Genomic DNA, 18,107 nt, shown 5'->3' with positions numbered 1-18,107 from the left:
AGACTCTCCGGCGGCACTGCGGCAAAGTGCGCTTCACCGGTATCGACGTCAGTGACCGTCAGCTTGCCGCTGGCGGATGCGTCGCCCGTTTCAGCATTGCCTGCGCCGCCAGCCTCGGTTACCGCCTTGTCTTCGCTGTCCGAGGCCGTGATCGTGGCTCCATCGTTGGCACCAGTAATCCGGATGCTCAGCGATGAAGCCGCGCTGGCCTGCCCGTCGGACACCTCATAGTTGAACGTGTCCTGGACTTGCTGGCCCTGCCGCAATGCCTGCACCTGGCCATTGCCGTTGTCCAGCTCATAGCTGTAGCTGCCGTCGGCGTGGAGCGTCAGCGTGCCGTACTGGCCGGCATAAGTGCCGGGATTGGCCACGGCCAGCACGTTCCCCGCATCGACGTCGCTGTCGTTCGACAGCACATTGCCGGTGATCGGGTTCGGAGAGTTGTTCTCGCCGATCGCGTGGGTATCGGCCACTGCCGTTGGCGCATGGTTGTCGTAGCCAGCGAAGTCCGACTTGGTCAGTTCGTGCAGGCCGTTGAGCTTGATGACCATTTCCGCCGTGGCGGGATTGCCGTCGACATCCACGTAGACATAGGTATTGCCCCCCGATTGCTGGAACCAGGCTCCGTGGGCCGTGGGCTGGCGGCCACCCCATTCAAAGCCAGTGTCGCCCAGCACGGGCCGCAAGTCGAGGTGGTCCACGCCGCGCTGGAAGTCGGTGATCACATCCATGCCGGCCGCGGTGGAGTCGGAGACGGCGTTATAGACAAAGACGTCGGCGCCGCTGCCGCCGCTCAGGGTGTCGCCGCCTGTCCCGCCGGCGATCTTGTCGTTGCCGCCTTCACCGTAGATGGTGTCCTTGCCGTTGCCACCGGCAATGATGTCGTCGCCGCCCAGGGCGGCATTGTTGCCGTTGTCCCCGTAGATCAGGTCGTCGCCGTTGCCGCCATAGATGCGGTCGTTACCCGGCCGGGCTGACTCATGGCCGGCACCGAGCAGGTAGTCGGCGTAGCTGTCATAGCCGTCGCCATACAGCGTATCGCCGCCATTGTCGCCGGTGTAAAGCGCCGACGAGCCGTCGATGCTGCCGATCACGTCATCGCCGCCGCCGCCATAGACCGCGTCGGTGCCGTTGCCACCCGACAAGTTGTCATTGCCGAGCCCGCCGAAGACCCGGTCCTTGCCGTTGGCGCCCAGCAGCGTGTCGTCGCCGCTGCCGCCTTCGACGATATCGTCGCCGTTGCCGGCATCGACATAGTCGTTGCCATCGCCGGCGCTGACGTAGTCATTGCCATTGCCGCTCAGGATGGTGTCGGCGGACGTGGTGCCGCTGATGCTGTCGCTGCCGTTGCTACCTGTCAGGGTTGCCATGATCACTCTCCGTCCTGAATGCCAGCCTGCTGGCCATGCCTTGCTTGTTGTCGTCGTGGGCAAACCGCCCGCTCTTATCGTTCCCGGAACGCCAGTTCCCTGGTCTTGATGATGGGCTTGAGCAGGTAATGGAGCACCGTCTTCTGCCCGGTCAGCACATCGACCGTCGCCACCATGCCGGGCAGGATGGGCACCTGCACGGCACTGCCGCCTGGCCGGTTGTCGCGCGTGCGCACGCGCACCAGGTAGTAGCTTTCCGGGCGCTCGCCCGGGCGCTCCGGTGTCAGCGTATCGGCGCTGATATGCTCCACGGTGCCGGCAAAGCCGCCATAGATCGAAAAGTCATAGGCCGACAGCTTGACCACCGCCGGCTGGCCGGGCCGCAGGAAGGCAATGTCGGCAGGCCGCACGCGCGCCTCTACCAGCAGCGTGTCTTCCAGCGGGACGATCTCCAGCAGATCCATGCCGGGCTGCACCACGCCGCCAACGGTATTGATCTTGATCTGCTTGATGACGCCCGCAAGCGGGGCGCGTACCAGGGTACGGTCGACGCGGTCCTGCAGCGCGGTGTTGGTGGCGCTCTGCGCGGCCTGTTCGGCCTTGGCCTGGTTGAGCTCTTTCATGGCCTCGGCACGATAATGCGTGCCCAGTTCGTCGGCTTTTTGCTGGCTCTCGCGGTAGGCGGCCTCCAGGCGCGGCATGGCGAGCCGCGCGGCCTCGAGCTCGCCTTTCAGGTCATTGGCCTGGCGCTCCAGCCGCAGCAGGTCGACCTCGGACACGACGCCCTGCGCCATCATCGGGCGCATCATGGCCAGCTCCTGTGCCACCAGCCGATGGCTCTGCCGCAGTTGCTGCTCGCGCGAGCGCTTCTCGGTCAGCTCCTGCCGCCGCTGCTCGGACTGCTGGCGCAGCACGGCGAGATTGGCATCGAACGCGCGCTTGCGTGACTCGAACAGCGCGCGCTCCTCGGACACGAAGCGGCGGCCCTCGGCATCGGCCGGCGCGCTCGCCACGAACGCCGTGCCGTCGGCCTCGGCGCTCAGGCGCGCAATGCGTGCCACCAGCGCATCGTCCCTGGTGCGGCCTTCCTGGTATGAAGCCGTGAAGCGTGTATCGTCGATGCGCATCAGCGGCTGGTCCTTGTTCACCACCTGCCCCGGTCGCACCATGATCTCGGCGATGATCCCGCCTTCGAGGTTCTGCACCACCTGCACCTGGCTCGACGGGATCACCTTGCCCTCGCCCACGGCCACCTCGTCCACCCGCGCCAGCGCGGCCCAGGCCAGCGCCACCAGCACGAAGACCAGGGCGGACCAGAGGATCCAGTGCGTGAAATAGCGCGGTTGCGCCATCGTGGCCGCATCGCGCTCGCACATGAAGGCGGTGTCGTCGGCACGTGGCCTCAGCGCGGCGATCAGGCGCCGCACTGGCCCCATGCGTTGCGGATCAGGCTGAAGCGACATGGAGCTTCCTCCCCGCGAGCGCGTTCAGGACTTCGGCCTTGGGACCATCGGCGACGATACGGCCCTGGTCCATCACGATCAGGCGATCGACCAGGCTGAGCAGCGAGCCGCGATGCGTGACCAGGATCAGCGTGCGCCCGCCCAGCGCTAAGGCCAGGCGCGCCTTGAACTGCTCCTCGGTGCGGTTGTCCATGGCGCTGCTGGGTTCGTCGAGCAGCAGCAGCGGCGGCTGCAGCAACTCGGCACGGGCAATGGCAATGGCCTGGCGCTGGCCGCCCGACAGGCCTTCGCCGCGCTCTCCCAGGCGCAAGTCATAGCCGTCCGGCAGGCGATCGACAAAGTCGCTCACGCCGCCCAGGCGCGCCGCGCGCAGCACCGCCTCGTCGTCGGTGTACGGGGCGCCCATCACGATGTTGTCGCGCAGCGTCCCGCTGAACAGCATCACGTCCTGCGGCACATAGCCGATGTCGCGCCGCAACGCGGCCGGGTCCAGCTGGCGCACCTCCGCGCCGTCGACCAGCACGGTGCCGGCATCCGGTGCGTACAGGCCAAGGATCAGCTTCTCGATGGTGGTCTTGCCTGAGCCGATGCGGCCTATCAGGCCAACCCGCTCGCCGCTGGCAATGCGGAACGAGACCCCATCCAGTGCCGCGATGTCGCGGCCCGGATAGCGAAAGCTGACCTGCCGGAACTCGATCTCGCCGCGCAGCGGCGGACGGTGCAGGAAATGCTTGCCGGGCGGGCGCTCGACGGGCAGCGCCATCATGCGGTCGATACCGGCCAGCGCGGTGCGCGCCTGGTGATAGCGGGTGGTCAGCCCCGCCACTTGCGACAGCGGCGCCAGCGCGCGGCCGGCAAGGATGGTGCAGGCAATCAGGCCGCCCGTGGTCAGCCGGTCGTCGGCGATCAGGTAGACGCCGATCACCACCACCACCAGCGTGGCGGCCTGCTGGGCGAACAGCGAGAAGTTGATCACGCAGGCGGAGAGCAGCCGCGCGCGCAGCCCCAGTTGCGCCATCTGCCCGACCACCTGCTCCCATTTGCGCTGGGCGGCACCTTCGGCACCGCTGGTCTTGACGGTCTCCAGCCCCACCAGGGTTTCGACCAGTGCGGCCTGGCGCTGGGCCGCGCAGGCGCTGCTGGCGCGCACCGCGCGCGACAGCGGTCCCTGCAGCAGCAGGCTGGTGCCGATCACCAGCGGCACCGCCAGCAGCGGCACCCAGGCCAGCGGGCCACCGACCCAGAACATGGCCGCAATGAAGACCGCGGCGAACGGAAGGTCAACCAGGGTCGTGATGGTGGCCGAGGTCAGGAACTCGCGCACCGACTCGAATTCATGCAGCTGGCTGCTCAGGCTGCCCACCGACGCCGGCCGCGCCTTCATCTCGATGCCCAGCACCTTCTCGAACACCGTCGCGGACACCGTGACATCGATGCGCCGGCCCGCTACGTCGACAAAATAGCCCCGCAGCGTGCGCATCACCAGCTCGAAGCCAAGCACCAGGCCCACACCGATGGCCAGTGCCCACAGCGTTTCCAGCGCATGGTTCGGCACCACACGGTCATAGACGTTCATGGTGAACAGCGGCATGACCAGCGCGAACAGGCTGAGCAGCAGCGAGGCAACCAGCACCTCGCCATAGAGCGGCCACGACTGGCGCATCACGCCCCAGAACCATCCATGTGGCGACGCCGGCCCGGCATCGTCCGCCGCCTCGAAGCGGTGCGCGGGCCGGGCAAAGATGGCATGGCCGGTGTACCGGGCCAGCAGGTCTTCCTGGCGGACCGGCTGCTCGCCGTCGCCCCACTCCGGCTGCGAGACCAGCAGCATGCCCACGTCGCCACGGCGCAGCATTACGCAGGCCTCGCCCTGGTCGAGCAGCAGGATGGCGGGCAGCACCAGGTCCGGGATGTCGCCCAGCGGGCGCTTGACCAGCCGGGCCGACATGCCCGCGCGTGCGGCCGCGCGTGGAAACAAGGCAGGGGTCAGGCGCTCCGCCTCCAGCGGCAGGCCCGCAATCAGGGCTTCGGCCGCGACTGGCCGCTGGAAGCGCCGGGCCAGCCAGAGCAGGCACGCCAGCAGCGGATCATCGGGGCGCGCGTGCCGACCTGCCGGATCCGGCAGGTTCCAGCCGGTGTCCTCGATGTTCCTTGCGGGCGCGGCGGCGGCATGCATGGCAACGGCCCCCGCCCTTCAGAGCGGCGCGTGGCGAGTGACCCGCCCTTGCGCACATAGCGTTGCACGGCCTGCGCATACCGCGCCCCCTGCGCAATGCATGCGCTCGTTGCATCCAGCCATGGTTTCCCCCCGGTCCCATTGGTTCGACGTTTCCGGGAAGAATATGTGAAGGGGCCCTGCGCGCCCATACTGCGGATGGATCAGATGGCGCAACAAAAGGACCGGGCGGGGTCATCCTTTTGGCGTTTCACGCAAGAAACAGAACCAAAACGAGCACCGCCATGACTGCCTTACTCAAGCTGGATTTCACCCTCGAAGCGCGCCTGGAGCTTGACACCAGCCAGTTCCAGCGTCACCGACACCGGCAAGTGCTCGTTGCCGGCGATGGTACCGTCGGCCATGGCCCTGGCTATCGCCTGTTCGATCTCGCGCTGTGAGCTGACGCCGACCACCTTCAGGAACTTGCGGATGCTGAGGTTGAAGGTCTCTTCGTTCATGGCTGTCTCCTGTGGGGAACCCGGGAATCACGGTTCGGGCCGCTACCCAGACAGCCTAGGCGATGGGGGGACTTTGTGCAGAGGCCTGGTGATCCGCCCGGAAGCAGGCAGTGCCCGGCAGTTGCCTGCCAGGCATCCGTCACCAATCAGACCACGCCTTGCTCGCGCAGCCTGGCGATGCGCTCGGCCGACATACCCAGCACCGATTCCAGCACCTGTTCGGTATGCTCGCCCAGCCGCGGCGGCGGTGCGTCGTATTGCACCGGGGTTGCCGACAGCCGCAACGGGCTCTTGACGGTCGGGCACAGGCTGCCGTCGTCGCGCACCAGGTCGACCTGCAGCTCGCGATGCCGCACCTGCGGGTCTTCCAGCACCTGGCCGTAGTCGTTGATCGGCCCGCACGGGATGCCCTGCGCTTCCAGCGCCTGCACCCAGTGCGCCGTCGGCCGCGTGCGCATATGCGCCTCGAGCAGCGGCACCAGCGTGTCGCGATGGATGATGCGGCCGGGGCCGGTGGCAAAGCGCTCGTCGGCGGCCAGGTCGGGACGCTCGACGCCGCGGCAATACGCCTGCCACTGCCCGTCGTTACCGGCCGCCACGATCATGTAGCCGTCGGCGGTGGCGAACACATGGTAGGGCACCATATTGGCGTGCGCATTGCCGTAGCGCGGCATGGCCTTGCCGGTCACGCGCTGGGCGATGATCGGCGTGGCGCCGACCGCCACCACCGCATCGAGCAGCGCCATGTCGATATGCTGGCCCTCGCCGGTGCGCTCGGCATGTCGCAACGCGGCCAGCACGGCCACGGTGGCATACATGCCGGTAAGCATGTCGACCACCGCCACGCCCACCTTCTGCGGCCCGCCGCCGGGCAGGTCGTCGCGCTCGCCGGTGACGCTCATCAGGCCGCCCAGGCCCTGGAAGATGAAGTCATAGCCGGGCTTGTGCGCGCTCGGCCCGGTCTGGCCGTAGCCCGTGATCGAGCAGTAGACGATGGACGGGTTGATCGCCTTGAGGCTGTCATAGTCCAGCCCGTAGCGCTTCAGGTCGCCGACCTTGTAGTTCTCCAGCACGATCTGCGACTTGGCCGCCAGTTCGCGCACAATCTCCTGCCCTTGCGGGCTGGCGATATCGAGCGTCACCGACTGCTTGCCGCGGTTGGCGCCGGCAAAGTAGGTGGCGTCGCGCGACGGCTGCCCGTCCGCGCCGGGCAGCCAGGGCGGCCCCCACGAACGGGTGTCGTCGCCCGCGCCGGGCCGCTCCACCTTGATGACTTCGGCGCCCAGGTCCGCCAGGTTCTGCGCGCACCAGGGACCGGCCAGGATGCGCGACAGGTCCAGCACCCGCACGCCGGCAAGCGCGCCGTGCGCCGCGGCCTGGCTGCCCGCCATCAGATCGGGTCCCAGCTGATCACATCGGGCGAACGCTCCAGCTTGAAGAAGCTGTTGCGCATCGCCGGCATGGCGATCTCGCCCACGGTTTCAGGCGTCCAGCCATCGCTCATGTGCACCGAGCGCACCGGGCGCGGCTGGCTCATCAGGATGATCTCGTTGGCACGCACCGCGAAGATCTGGCCGTTGACTTCGCTGGCGGCCGGGCTGGCAAGGTAGACCGCCACCGGCGCGATCTTGCCGGCTTCCATCTTCTGCAGCTTGGCCACGCGCGCTTTCTCTTCCGGCGTTTCGGCCGGGATCGAGCTGGTCATGCGGCTCCAGGCGAACGGCGCGATGCAGTTCGAGCGCACATTGAAGCGCTGCATGTCCAGCGCGATCGACTTGGACAGCGCGGCAATGCCCAGCTTGGCCGCCGAGTAGTTGGCCTGGCCCAGGTTGCCGATCAGGCCCGAGGTCGAGGTCATGTGCACGTAGGCGCCGCTCTCCTGGTCCTTGAAGTAGCTGGCCGCGGCGCGGCTGACGAAGAAGGTGCCGTGCAGGTGCACGTCGATCACCGAGCGCCATTCTTCTTCATTCATCTTGAAGAACATGCGGTCGCGCAGGTTGCCGGCGTTGTTGACCACGGCGTCGATGCGGCCGAAGTTGTCCAGCGCGCATTGCACGATGGCATTGGCGCCGTTCCAGGTCGACACGCTGTCGGTATTGGCCACGGCCTCGCCGCCGGCGGCGCGGATTTCCTCCACCACGCGCTGAGCGGGGCCGGCGTCGCCGCCCTCGCCGGTCATCGACACGCCGAGGTCGTTGACCACCACCTTGGCGCCGGCGGCGGCCAGTGCCAGCGCGATGCCGCGCCCGATTCCACCACCTGCGCCCGTCACCAGCGCGACCTTGCCTGCCATCAAACCGCTCATTGCGTTGCTCCTCTGAATACTTTTTGTGCGGTCACCGACCGCAAACCCGGCGAAACACCCCTGCGCCGCGGGCATTCGCCCGCCGGTGCGGTCAATCCGGATGTCCACGCCGCAGTGGATACGATAAATTGACGGCCGAGACTTTGGAATTCACGAATCACAAAACTGGCCTTTGGCCTGACGGAAGCCCATGCATTACGACCTGACCGACCTCCGCCTCTTCCTGAACGTTGGCGAGACGGAGAACCTGACCCGCGCGGCCGAACGCAGCTTCCTGTCGCTGCCCGCGGCCAGCACCCGGATCAAGCAGCTGGAAGAGGCGTTCCAGACACAATTGCTGATCCGCCAGGTCAAGGGGGTGCGCCTGACGCCGGCGGGCGATGCGCTGCTGCGCCACGCGCGCGAGGTCTTCCGCGAACTGGAATGCCTGCACGCCGACCTGCGGCCCTATGCCAAGGGCGTCAAGGGCCGGGTGCGGCTGCTGGCCAACACCACCGCCACCAACTCGTTCCTGGCCACCGGCGTATCGCGCTTCCTGAGCGAGAACCCGGACGTGGACATCGAGCTGGAAGAGCACCTGTCGCAGGAAATCGTCTCGGCCATCAGCGCCGGCGCCGCCGACCTGGGCATCGTGGCCGGTGAAGTCGCCACCCAGGACCTGGACGCGATGCATCTGTGCAGCGATGAGCTGATCGTGATCGCCCCCGTCAACCACCCGCTGCCGGCCTTCAAGCGGCTGCATTTCGCCGACCTGCTCGATACCTGCCGCTTTGTCGGCCTGAACCAGTTCAGCGCGATCCAGTCGTTCCTGGACCGCATCGCCGGCGGCATGGGCAAGCGCATCAGCCTGCGCATCCAGGTGGGCAGCTTCGATGCCGTATGCCGCATGGTCGAGGCCGGCGCGGGCATCGCCATCGTGCCCAACAGCTGCGCGCGCCGCTACGCCAGCCGCAAGGTGCTGCGCTTTATCCAGCTGGAAGACGAATGGGCCAAGCGCGAGCTGCGCCTGGTGCGCCGCCCGGGGCGCGAACTGCCCCAGTTTGCCGAAACCCTGATCCAGTACCTGGTCGACGCGGCGCGCGAGCCCGTGTAAATCAGGGAGGCCGCCGACCGTTCAGCCGGCGGCCAGCCCGCCGCCCTGCACCACCAGCCCCGCCAGCGGGCTCAGCGACACCGCCATCACCACCAGCAGCAGGCCCATGGCGAACACACCGGGCCAGCTGGTGCGGCCACAGCGCGCCAGCGAGTCGTGCACCAGTTCCGGTGAGAAATGGTACTCGCGCAGGTGCCGGATGGTCGCCTCGGCATGCCAGCGGTAGATCTGGTTGCCATACATGCCCAGCAGCAGCGCCATGGCATACAGCATCGGCCGGACCGCCAGCGGCATCTTCAGCCCGAACAGCGCGTGCAGCACCGGTTCGGCGCAGACGATCAGCGCATAGACCCCCACCTGCCAGTACATGCGCCGGTAGGCCATCCAGAACGGCCCCAGCAGGCACGCCGCCCAGTTCCACGACATGCCGCCGCGTGCCTCTGCCAGGGACCAGCGCTGGCTGTAGTACGCATAGCGCGGCCCCACGAATGCGGCCAGCGCCGCATCGTCACGGATCGATGATTTCATGGCTGCCTCCCCCTGCTCTGCCACGGCCGCGCCTGTGGATCGCGGCGCAACCTGTGCCACAGCATAGGGCGCAGCGCGCGCGGGCAGCGTGCGCTGGCGCGCATTACTGTGGGAAATAACGCAAATTGGCGGGCAAGCGAACAGACCGGCGCACGCCGGGCGGCACGGGGTGCCGGATGCACCGGGCGCGGGTGCGCTATTTCCAGCGCTGCAGGACCTGCAGGATGACCAGCGTGAAAATGGTGGCGATCACCGCGGTGGTATCGCGACCCAGGCCGGCAGCCACGCCGATGGCCGCGACCATCCAGATGCTGGCCGCGGTGGTCAGGCCCTGGATGTGAGCTTCGTCGCTGTGCTTCAGGATCGCGCCGGCGCCAAGGAAGCCGATGCCGGCAATCAGCCCCTGCAGCACGCGGCTGATGTCGGCCAGCGGCGTCCCTGCCTGCAGCGGCACCAGCACGAACAGCGCCGAGCCCAGCGCCACCAGCATATGGGTGCGCAGCCCCGCTGCCTTGCCGGAGGCCTCGCGCTGATAGCCGATCAGGCCGCCCAGCAACACCGCCATGAACAGGCGTGCCAGGATGCGGGTGGCCTCGCCAGCGTCCGGCACATCGGCGAACTCGGCGCGCAAGACACTGTAGATCTCGGACCAGACCCCGTCCATGGCTCGTCTCCGGGTGCTTGGGTACAGACCTGAGCGTAGCACGGGATGGCCTGCCGGCAACCGGGCCGGCGGGCCCCAAGGCGCTCGCGCCACACCGCGCGGGCCGTCCGCCAGGCGCTTGCGGCTGCGTCCTACACCGCAAGCGGAAGCTCGCCGACAGTGCCGCCATGACGGCATTCCTATATTGGAATCACCGATTACCGTCATCGACAGGAGTTGCACCATGCCCTATATCCTTGCCTGGCTACTTGGCGTCCCGGCCTTCATCCTGGTCCTGATCTGGCTCTTCATGCACTGATTCCCAGGCCCGGCCTGCCAGCCATCCCCGCGCAAGAGGCCGCTGCGCCGGCCTCTTGCGCAACTGCGGGCGCCCCGGCGCCGCATGCAGCTTCCGCCTCCCCCCGCTTCCGGCCCACCTAAGCCGCTCTTTCGCAAATCCGAATTTCAGCGTGCCGGGGGCTCGGGAATAATGGCCCCATTCAATCCGAGCGGGGCTACCCCATGCACGCACATCAGGATCCAGACCAGCTCTACCCCGAAATCCGCGAAGCGGTGCGCGACCTCTGTGCCGGCTTCGATTCGGCGTACTGGCAACGGGTGGAAGAGCAGAACGCCTTTCCTGAGACCTTTGTCCAGGCTCTGACCCAGGCGGGCTGGCTGTCAGCGCTGATCCCCGAAGCCTATGGCGGCTCGGGCCTGTCGCTGACAGCCGCCTCGGTCATCATGGAGGAAATCAACCGCAGCGGCGGCAATTCCGGCGCCTGCCACGGCCAGATGTACGTAATGGGCTGCCTGCTGCGCCACGGCTCGGAAGCGCAGAAACAGCGCTGGCTGCCGGGCATCGCCTCGGGCGAGCTGCGCATGCAGTCGATGGCCGTGACCGAGCCCACCACCGGCACCGACACCACCAAGCTCAAGACCACCGCGGTGCGCCAGGGCGACAAGTACATCGTCAATGGCCAGAAGGTATGGATTTCGCGCGTGCAGCATTCGGACCTGATGCTGCTGCTGGCACGCACCACGCCGCTGGACCAGGTCAAGCGCAAGTCCGAGGGCCTGTCGGTGTTTGTGGTGGACCTGCGTGATGCCATCGGCAAGGGCCTGACGGTCAAGCCGATCCGCAACATGGTCAACCACGAGACCAACGAGCTGTTTTTCGACAACCTCGAAGTCCCCGCCGGAAACCTGATCGGCGAGGAAGGCAAGGGCCTGAAGTACATCCTTGACGGCCTCAACGCCGAGCGCATCCTGATCGCCGCCGAGTGCATCGGCGACGGCTACTGGTTTGTCGAGCGCGCCAGCAACTATGCGCGCGACCGCATCGTGTTCGACCGCCCCATCGGCCAGAACCAGGCCGTGCAGTTCCCGATCGCGCGCTCCTACATCAATGTCGAGGCCGCCAGCCTGATGCGCTACAAGGCCGCGCAATTGTTCGACGCCGGCAAGCCATGCGGCAAGGAAGCCAATATCTCCAAGCTGCTGGCCGCCGACGCGTCGTGGGAAGCGGCCAACGTCTGCCTGCAGACGCACGGCGGCTTCGGCTTTGCCGCCGAGTACGACATCGAACGCAAATTCCGCGAGACGCGCCTGTACCAGGTGGCGCCGATCTCGACCAACCTGATCCTGTCCTACGTGGCCGAGCATGTGCTCGAGCTGCCGCGTTCGTTCTAAGGCCCTACATGTCCCATTCCCCCAAAGGCATCCGTCCGCTCGACGGCATCCACGTGGTCTCGCTCGAGCACGCCGTGGCCGCTCCCTTCGCCACGCGCCAGCTGGCCGACCTGGGCGCGCGCGTGATCAAGGTCGAGCGCCCCGGCGCGGGCGATTTTGCCCGCGGCTATGACGAGACCGTGCATGGCCAGGCCTCGCACTTCGTCTGGCTCAACCGCGGCAAGGAAAGCCTGACGCTGGACCTGAAGCAGGAAGCCGCGCAGAAGGTGCTGCACCAGTTGCTGGCCGATGCCGACGTGCTGGTGCAGAACCTGGCCCCCGGCGCCGCCGCGCGCATGGGCCTGGACTTCGACACCCTGCACGCCCGCTACGGCAAGCTGATCGTGTGCGATATCTCGGGCTATGGCGATGCCGGCCCCTATCGCGACAAGAAGGCCTATGACCTCCTGATCCAGGCCGCCGCCGGCCTGATCGGCATCACCGGCGGCCCCGACGAGCCCTCGCGCGCGGGTATCTCGATTGCCGACATCGCCGCCGGCATGTACGCCTACACCGGCATCCTGTCGGCGCTGCTGCAGCGCGGGCGCACCGGCGAGGGCGTGCGCGTGGAAGTGACCATGCTCGAAGCACTGTCTGAATGGATGGGCTACGCACTCTACTTCGGCCACTACGGCGGCACGCCGCCGGCGCGCTTCGGCGCCTCGCACCCGGCCATCGCCCCGTACGGCGTGCACCGCACCGGCGACGGCGGCAGCGTGATCTTCGGCCTGCAGAACGAGCGCGAATGGCGTGCCTTCTGCGAGAAGGTGCTGGAGCAGCCCGAGCTGCTGCAGGACGAACGCTTCGCCACCAACTCCGGCCGCGTCAAGAACCGCCCCGCGATGACCACAATCATCGAGCAGCGCTTTGCCGCGATGACCGTGTCGCAGGCGGAGGCGCTGCTTGACGCCGCCCAGATCGCCAACGCGCCGATGAACGATATCGAAGCCGTCTGGAACCACCCGCAGCTGGCCGCCCGCAACCGCTGGCGCGAAGTCGCGGTGCCCGGGGGCACCATCGGCGCACTGCTGCCGCCGGCCAACCTGTCGGGCGTGGAGCCGGTGATGGGCGATGTGCCCGCGCTGGGCGCGCACAGCCGCCAGATCCTGGCCGAGCTAGGCTACGCCGACAGCGACATCGCCGCGCTGGCGGACCAGCAGACCATCTGAACCAATGCCGGCGCCCGGGAAGACCGGGCGCCTTTTTCCTTTTCCGCAAGCCCCAATTCAATCTCCGGAGCCGGCATGAGCCAACCCGCAGACACCACCTACCCCACCCGCCAGCTTTGCGACTTCCTGGCCGACCTCAAGCTGGCCGACGTGCCCGCGCCCGTGATCGAGCGCACCAAGGACCTGTTCCTGGACTGGATCGCCGCGGCCATTGCCGGCAAGGATGCCCCCGCCGTGCGCAAGCTGCAGGAGTTCGCCGCGGCCATGGGCCCGGACCAAGGCGGCGCCGAAGTGCTGGTGGACCGCCGCCGCACCTCGCCCTACTTTGCCGCGCTGATCAACGGCGCCTCCTCGCACGTGGTCGAGCAGGACGACGTGCACAACGGCTCGGTGCTGCACCCGGCCGCGGTGGTGTTCCCTGCCGTGGTGGCAGCCGCGCAGACCGAGGGCAAGACCGGCGCCGAAGTGCTGCTGGCCTCGATCGCCGGCTATGAGGCCGGCATCCGCATCGGCGAATTCATGGGCCGTTCGCACTACCGCGTGTTCCACACCACCGGCACGGTGGGCACGCTGGCCGCCGCCGCGGCCGTGGCCAAGCTCTACGGCCTCGATGCCGAAGGCATCAACCAGGCACTGGGCTCGGCCGGCACGCAGGCCGCGGGCCTGTGGGAATTCCTGCGCGACGCCGCCGACTCCAAGCAGCTGCATACCGCCAAGGCCGCAGCCGATGGCCTGCAGTCAGCCTGGCTCGCGCGCGCCGGCTTCACCGGCGCGAAGCAGATCCTGGAAGGCGCGCAGGGCATGGCCGCCGGCATGTCCAGCGATGCCAACCCCGCCTGCCTGACCGACGGCCTGGGCACGCGCTGGGCCACCGCCGAGACCTCGTTCAAGTTCTTCGCCTCATGCCGCCACACGCACCCGGCCGCCGATGCGCTCAAGGCTCTGATGCAGCGCGAAGGCATCGGCGCCGACCAGGTCGCCAGCGTCACCACGCACGTGCACCAGGGCGCCATCGACGTGCTCGGCCCGGTGGTCAACCCCACCACCATCCACCAGGCCAAGTTCTCGATGGGCACGGTGCTGGGGCTGGTGGCCGTGCACGGCCATGCGGGTCTGGGCGAGTTCGAGCAGCATGCGCTGCAGGACCCGAAGGTGACCGCCTTCCGCGGCAAGGTCGGCATGGAACTGGATGCCGAGATCAACGCCGCCTACCCTCGCCAGTGGATCGGCCGCGTTACCGTCACGACCACCGACGGCCGCACACTGGCGGCGCGGGTCGACGTGCCCAAGGGCGATCCCGACAACACCCTGTCGCGCCCGGAACTGGAAGCGAAGGCGCTGCAGCTGGGCGCGTTCCGCCACGGCGCGAGCGAGGCCGAGATGCGCGCCATCATCCAGCGCGTGTGGGCGCTGGAGCAGGCCCCGAACGTCAACGACTGGCTGCCCGCCGCAGGCTGAGGACCAAGACATGTCCACTGCAGTCACCTACCTGTTCGTGCCGGGCGACCGGCCGGAACGCTTCGACAAGGCCGCTGCCGCCGGCCCCGATGTGATGATCCTGGACCTCGAGGACGCGGTCCATCCGGACGCCAAGCCCGCCGCGCGCGCAGCCATCGCCGCGTGGCTGGCCGGACTGCCCGCGGCCAATGCCTTTGTCCGCATCAACGACAGCGCCTCGCCGTCCTTTGCCGCCGACCTGGCCTGGCTGCGCGCGCTGCCCCCGGGTACCGCGCTGGCAGGCCTGCTGGTGCCCAAGGCAGAAGATGCCGCCGCGCTGGCCACCATCGCGCAGGCCCTGCACGCGATCAACCCGCAGGGCGAACTGGTCGCGATCATCGAAACCGCGCTGGGCCTGCATCAGATCGACGCCGTGGCCACCGCCACCGGCGTGGCACGTCTTGCCTTCGGCTCGCTCGACTATGCGGTCGACCTGGGCTGCAGCCATACGCGCGACGCGCTCGCCTTTGCACGCGCGCGCATCGTGCTGGCCTCACGCGTGGCCGGGCTGCCGCCGCCGGTCGACGGCGTGACCACCGCACTGAAAGACGAAGCCGTGCTGGCCAGCGACGTTGCCTATGCGCGCGAACTCGGCTTTGCCGGCAAGCTCTGCATCCACCCGGCCCAGCTGGGCGCGGCGCGCGCAGGCTTCCTGCCCAGCCCCGAGCAGCTCGACTGGGCCCGCCGCGTGCTGGAAGCTACCGCCAGCGGCAGCCATGCGGTGCAGGTCGATGGCAAGATGGTGGACCGGCCCGTGATCGAGCAGGCCCGCCGGCTGCTGGCACTGGCGCAATAACCCGCCTTCCGGCCACTTTCACGCATTACAAGGCTTACTGTCATGACTGACGCCACTCCTGAACTCGAACGCCTGCGCGGCTGGATCGGCCGCAGCGAATCGCGCACCGAAACGCTGTCGCCGGAACCGGTGATCGGCCTCGCCGCCACCTTCGACCTCGACCCCGAGGCCGTCGCCGCCGGCCCGCTGCCGCCGCTGTGGCACTGGCTCTACTTCCTGCCGCGCGCGCCGCAGCGTGAACTGGGACGCGACGGCCATCCCACCCTCGGCGGCTTCATGCCGCCGGTGCCGCTGCCGCGCCGCATGTGGGCCGGCAGCGAACTGAGCTTCAGCCATCCGCTGCATATCGGCGATACCGTCACGCGCACCTCCACCATCAAGGACGTGCAGTACAAGACCGGGCGCACCGGTGAACTGTGGTTTGTCGCCGTCGATCACGAGCTGACCGTCAACGGCAAGACCGCGGTCAACGAGCGCCACGATATCGTCTACCGCGCCATGCCCGACCCGTCCAGGCCGCAGCCGCCGCGCCCGCGCCTGGAGCAGGCCGCGCAGTGGCAGCGCACGCTGCAGGCAGATCCGGTGATGCTGTTCCGCTACTCGGCACTGACCTTCAACGGCCACCGCATCCACTATGACCGCCAGTACACGCGCGAGGTCGAGGGCTACCCCGGCCTGGTGGTGCACGGGCCGATGCAGGCCATGCTGATGCTGGACCTGGTGGCGCGCGAGCAACCGCAGGCGCGCGTGCGCCGCTTTGGCTTCCGCGGCCTGGCGCCGCTGTTCGACCAGGACACCATCATCGTTGGCGGCGCGGCTGATCCGGCGCAGGCTGGGCGGCTGGTGCTGTGGACGGGGGACGATGCCGGCGGGCAGGCGATGCAGGGGTGGGCGGAAGTGGAAAGTTAAGAGCCTGAAGCCTTATCTGCTCCGCTGGTTTGCTCCCCTCTCCCGCTTGCGGGAGAGGGGGCACACAAACGGTCGGTCAAGTCCTGCGGTGCCCACAATTGACACCAGCGGGACCTGCCATCTCAGTGAATCAGCGACCGACCGCGATTGGTTACCCGACCATCGCCTCCTCAATTCCCTCCGCGACTTCTTCTACCCTGTCGGCCAGCAATCCAAGGGAGGCCCGGCAGAGCGCTCGCAAGGCTCCAACGTAGCCGGCTGCAAGGCTACGCTCCCCTCTTCCTGTGCGTCACATTCGCTGTGCGTAACCAACGTCAGTACGCAGGCCGTGCCTCGCGCAACCGCATCGGCTTGATCCAAGAGATTCAATAGCAAGAGTTGCCGAGGAACAGGCAGCGCGTCCTCACGCGCTGCGCGGCGGGTTTCGGGACTGAACCGCGAAAGGGAATCATCGAGTCGGGGCGGGGTGAAGGCGTCGGGTTCAATGCCGGATTGGGACATTGCTGACCTCCATAGCGTAGAAGAGGAGGTAACGTTGATCGGGTTCTCACTCCCGGCTCCTGCTGTATTAGCAGCCCATCCAGTCTAGAGAACCCTGCCGTTCACAATCAAGGCGCAGATTGTGAAGGATCGATACGCTAAGTTGAGCGTCAGTTGCCGACGTCCACAGAGCGGAGAACTCCACGCCTTGGCGAAGGCACGCATCACGGTTTACAGGCGATGCCTTGATGGCATTCAAGAAGGTACTTCGGCAGATTTGTGGTGGTGGCTCTTGGAGAGGCCCCGGTTTCGCCCATAAAGGGGCGAGTCACTTTCTGTCGCTCGGACAGAAAGTGACCCGCCCAGCAGGGCGGAACAGGGCCGTCGACCTACGACAACATCGAACCAGCCCCCAAGCCCCTCCCCCCTCAATCCGCCTGAATCTTCGCCGCCTTCACCACCCCACCCCAAAGCGCCAGCTCCCGCTGAATCCGATCTCCCAGCGCCTTCGGCGTGCTGATATTCACGTCATACCCCCCAGCCGTCATCCGTTGCCGGAAAGCAGCATCCTCCCCAACCGCCTTCTGCGCCTTGACCAGCTTGTCCACCACATCGGCCGGCAGCTTCTGCGGCCCCACCAGCGCATACCAGCCGGTCAGGTCATAGTCCTTCTGCCCCGACTCGATCATGGTCGGCACGTTCGGCAGCGCCGGGTTGCGGGTCCTCGACGTGACCGCCAGCGCCCGCACCTTGCCGCCATTGATATGCCCGATGGCCGTGCCGGTAATATCGAACATGAAGGTGACCTTGCCGCTCATCACGTCAGCCATGGCCGGCGCATTGCCCTTGTACGGCACATGCAGCATCTTCACGCTGTTCATCTGAGCCAGCAATTCCGCCGACAGGTGGTTCGATGCCCCAATGCCGGCCGAGCCGAACGAGACCCCCTCAGGATGCTTGCGCGCATAGTCGACCAGCTCGCCCACGTTCTTCGCCGGGAAGTCCTTGTTCACCAGCAGCACGTTGGTGTAATCGGTGATCAGGCCGATATAGGTAAAGTCCTTGACCGGATTGAAATTGACCGAGTGCTGGATCAGCGGCGTCATGGTCATGGTCGGGCTGGCGACGAAATACAGCGTGTAGCCGTCCGGCGCCGCCTTGGCGGTCATGTCGGCGGCGATCGCGCCGCTGGCGCCCGCGCGGTTATCCACCACCACCGGCTGCTTGAGCACGCGCCCGAGTTGCTCGGCATAGATGCGCGCGGCTGTGTCGACCGGGCCGCCGGGCGCGTAACCCACCAGCAGCTTGATCGGCCGCGACGGGTAGGCGTCGGCGGCCCACGCCGCGCCCTGCAGCAGCAGCGTGGCGGTCAGGGCTGCCAGTGTCGTCCATGTCTTCATTATTGTCTCCTCCAGGTATGGCTGATATTGCCCGGGGCCGGCGGGCC

The 18,107-nt window shown here is 67.5% G+C and carries 15 protein-coding genes; 6 read left to right on the top strand and 9 right to left on the bottom strand.

Features of this window, described 5'->3' with window-relative positions:
- From AC1Q6V_RS18935 to AC1Q6V_RS18910, 6 genes are all read right to left on the bottom strand, one after another.
- Positions 1 to 1,370: VCBS domain-containing protein (locus AC1Q6V_RS18935; protein WP_492316327.1), on the bottom strand; the 1,370-nt coding region annotated here is incomplete at its 3' end.
- 74 nt (positions 1,371 to 1,444) lie between these two features.
- Positions 1,445 to 2,833: an HlyD family type I secretion periplasmic adaptor subunit gene (locus AC1Q6V_RS18930; protein WP_011616754.1), complete on the bottom strand. Its 1,389-nt coding sequence runs from the start codon at positions 2,831 to 2,833 to the stop codon at positions 1,445 to 1,447.
- Positions 2,817 to 5,009, bottom strand: a complete 2,193-nt coding sequence (locus tag AC1Q6V_RS18925; RefSeq protein ID WP_454750728.1) for a type I secretion system permease/ATPase — start codon at positions 5,007 to 5,009, stop codon at positions 2,817 to 2,819. Before AC1Q6V_RS18925 ends, AC1Q6V_RS18930 begins: the two co-directional genes overlap by 17 nt.
- 293 nt (positions 5,010 to 5,302) lie before the next feature.
- Positions 5,303 to 5,509, bottom strand: a complete 207-nt coding sequence (locus tag AC1Q6V_RS18920; protein ID WP_010813946.1) for a DUF6494 family protein — start codon at positions 5,507 to 5,509, stop codon at positions 5,303 to 5,305.
- A 146-nt stretch (positions 5,510 to 5,655) separates the two neighbouring features.
- The gene (locus tag AC1Q6V_RS18915) at positions 5,656 to 6,900 is read right to left on the bottom strand and encodes a CaiB/BaiF CoA transferase family protein (RefSeq protein ID WP_010813947.1); all 1,245 of its coding nucleotides are present in this window, start codon (positions 6,898 to 6,900) and stop codon (positions 5,656 to 5,658) included.
- A complete protein-coding gene (locus tag AC1Q6V_RS18910) occupies positions 6,900 to 7,814 on the bottom strand; it encodes an SDR family NAD(P)-dependent oxidoreductase (RefSeq protein ID WP_010813948.1) in 915 nt (304 codons plus the stop codon). The genes AC1Q6V_RS18915 and AC1Q6V_RS18910 overlap by 1 nt, the downstream gene beginning before the upstream one ends.
- Positions 7,815 to 8,004: 190 nt before the next feature.
- On the opposite strand from AC1Q6V_RS18910, the gene AC1Q6V_RS18905 reads away from it, so the two are divergent.
- A complete protein-coding gene (locus AC1Q6V_RS18905; RefSeq protein ID WP_010813949.1) occupies positions 8,005 to 8,907 on the top strand; it encodes a LysR family transcriptional regulator in 903 nt (300 codons plus the stop codon).
- A 21-nt stretch (positions 8,908 to 8,928) separates the two neighbouring features.
- Here the strand turns inward: AC1Q6V_RS18905 and AC1Q6V_RS18900 are convergent, their stop codons facing one another.
- Both AC1Q6V_RS18900 and AC1Q6V_RS18895 read right to left on the bottom strand, forming a co-directional pair.
- Positions 8,929 to 9,435 carry a DUF2628 domain-containing protein gene (locus AC1Q6V_RS18900; RefSeq protein ID WP_010813950.1) on the bottom strand — a complete coding sequence of 169 codons (507 nt, stop codon included), beginning with the start codon at positions 9,433 to 9,435 and terminating at the stop codon, positions 8,929 to 8,931.
- Between the two features lie 196 nt (positions 9,436 to 9,631).
- Positions 9,632 to 10,099, bottom strand: a complete 468-nt coding sequence (locus tag AC1Q6V_RS18895; RefSeq protein ID WP_010813951.1) for an MgtC/SapB family protein — start codon at positions 10,097 to 10,099, stop codon at positions 9,632 to 9,634.
- A 501-nt stretch (positions 10,100 to 10,600) separates the two neighbouring features.
- Between AC1Q6V_RS18895 and AC1Q6V_RS18890 the strand changes: the two genes are divergently transcribed.
- From AC1Q6V_RS18890 to AC1Q6V_RS18870, 5 genes are all read left to right on the top strand, one after another.
- Positions 10,601 to 11,770: an acyl-CoA dehydrogenase family protein gene (locus AC1Q6V_RS18890; protein ID WP_010813952.1), complete on the top strand. Its 1,170-nt coding sequence runs from the start codon at positions 10,601 to 10,603 to the stop codon at positions 11,768 to 11,770.
- A gap of 8 nt (positions 11,771 to 11,778) precedes the next feature.
- Positions 11,779 to 12,978: a CaiB/BaiF CoA transferase family protein gene (locus AC1Q6V_RS18885; protein ID WP_454750729.1), complete on the top strand. Its 1,200-nt coding sequence runs from the start codon at positions 11,779 to 11,781 to the stop codon at positions 12,976 to 12,978.
- A 75-nt stretch (positions 12,979 to 13,053) separates the two neighbouring features.
- Entirely contained in the window at positions 13,054 to 14,436 is a 1,383-nt protein-coding gene (locus AC1Q6V_RS18880; protein WP_454750730.1) for an MmgE/PrpD family protein, read from the top strand.
- 10 nt (positions 14,437 to 14,446) lie between these two features.
- Positions 14,447 to 15,271, top strand: a complete 825-nt coding sequence (locus AC1Q6V_RS18875) for an HpcH/HpaI aldolase/citrate lyase family protein (protein WP_058697838.1) — start codon at positions 14,447 to 14,449, stop codon at positions 15,269 to 15,271.
- 42 nt (positions 15,272 to 15,313) lie between these two features.
- On the top strand, positions 15,314 to 16,180 hold the full coding sequence (locus AC1Q6V_RS18870; RefSeq protein WP_010813956.1) for an HTD2 family dehydratase: 867 nt from the start codon (positions 15,314 to 15,316) through the stop codon (positions 16,178 to 16,180).
- A gap of 908 nt (positions 16,181 to 17,088) precedes the next feature.
- Here the strand turns inward: AC1Q6V_RS18870 and AC1Q6V_RS18865 are convergent.
- Positions 17,089 to 18,060, bottom strand: coding sequence for a Bug family tripartite tricarboxylate transporter substrate binding protein (locus tag AC1Q6V_RS18865; protein WP_454750731.1), 972 nt, complete (start codon positions 18,058 to 18,060; stop codon positions 17,089 to 17,091).
- Between the last annotated feature and the right edge of the window lie 47 nt (positions 18,061 to 18,107).

The organism is Cupriavidus sp. GW823-FHT07B10 (genome assembly GCF_058794355.1).
The sequence above is the reverse complement of the archived record's forward strand: the minus strand, read 5'-3'. Positions and strand labels throughout refer to the sequence as shown.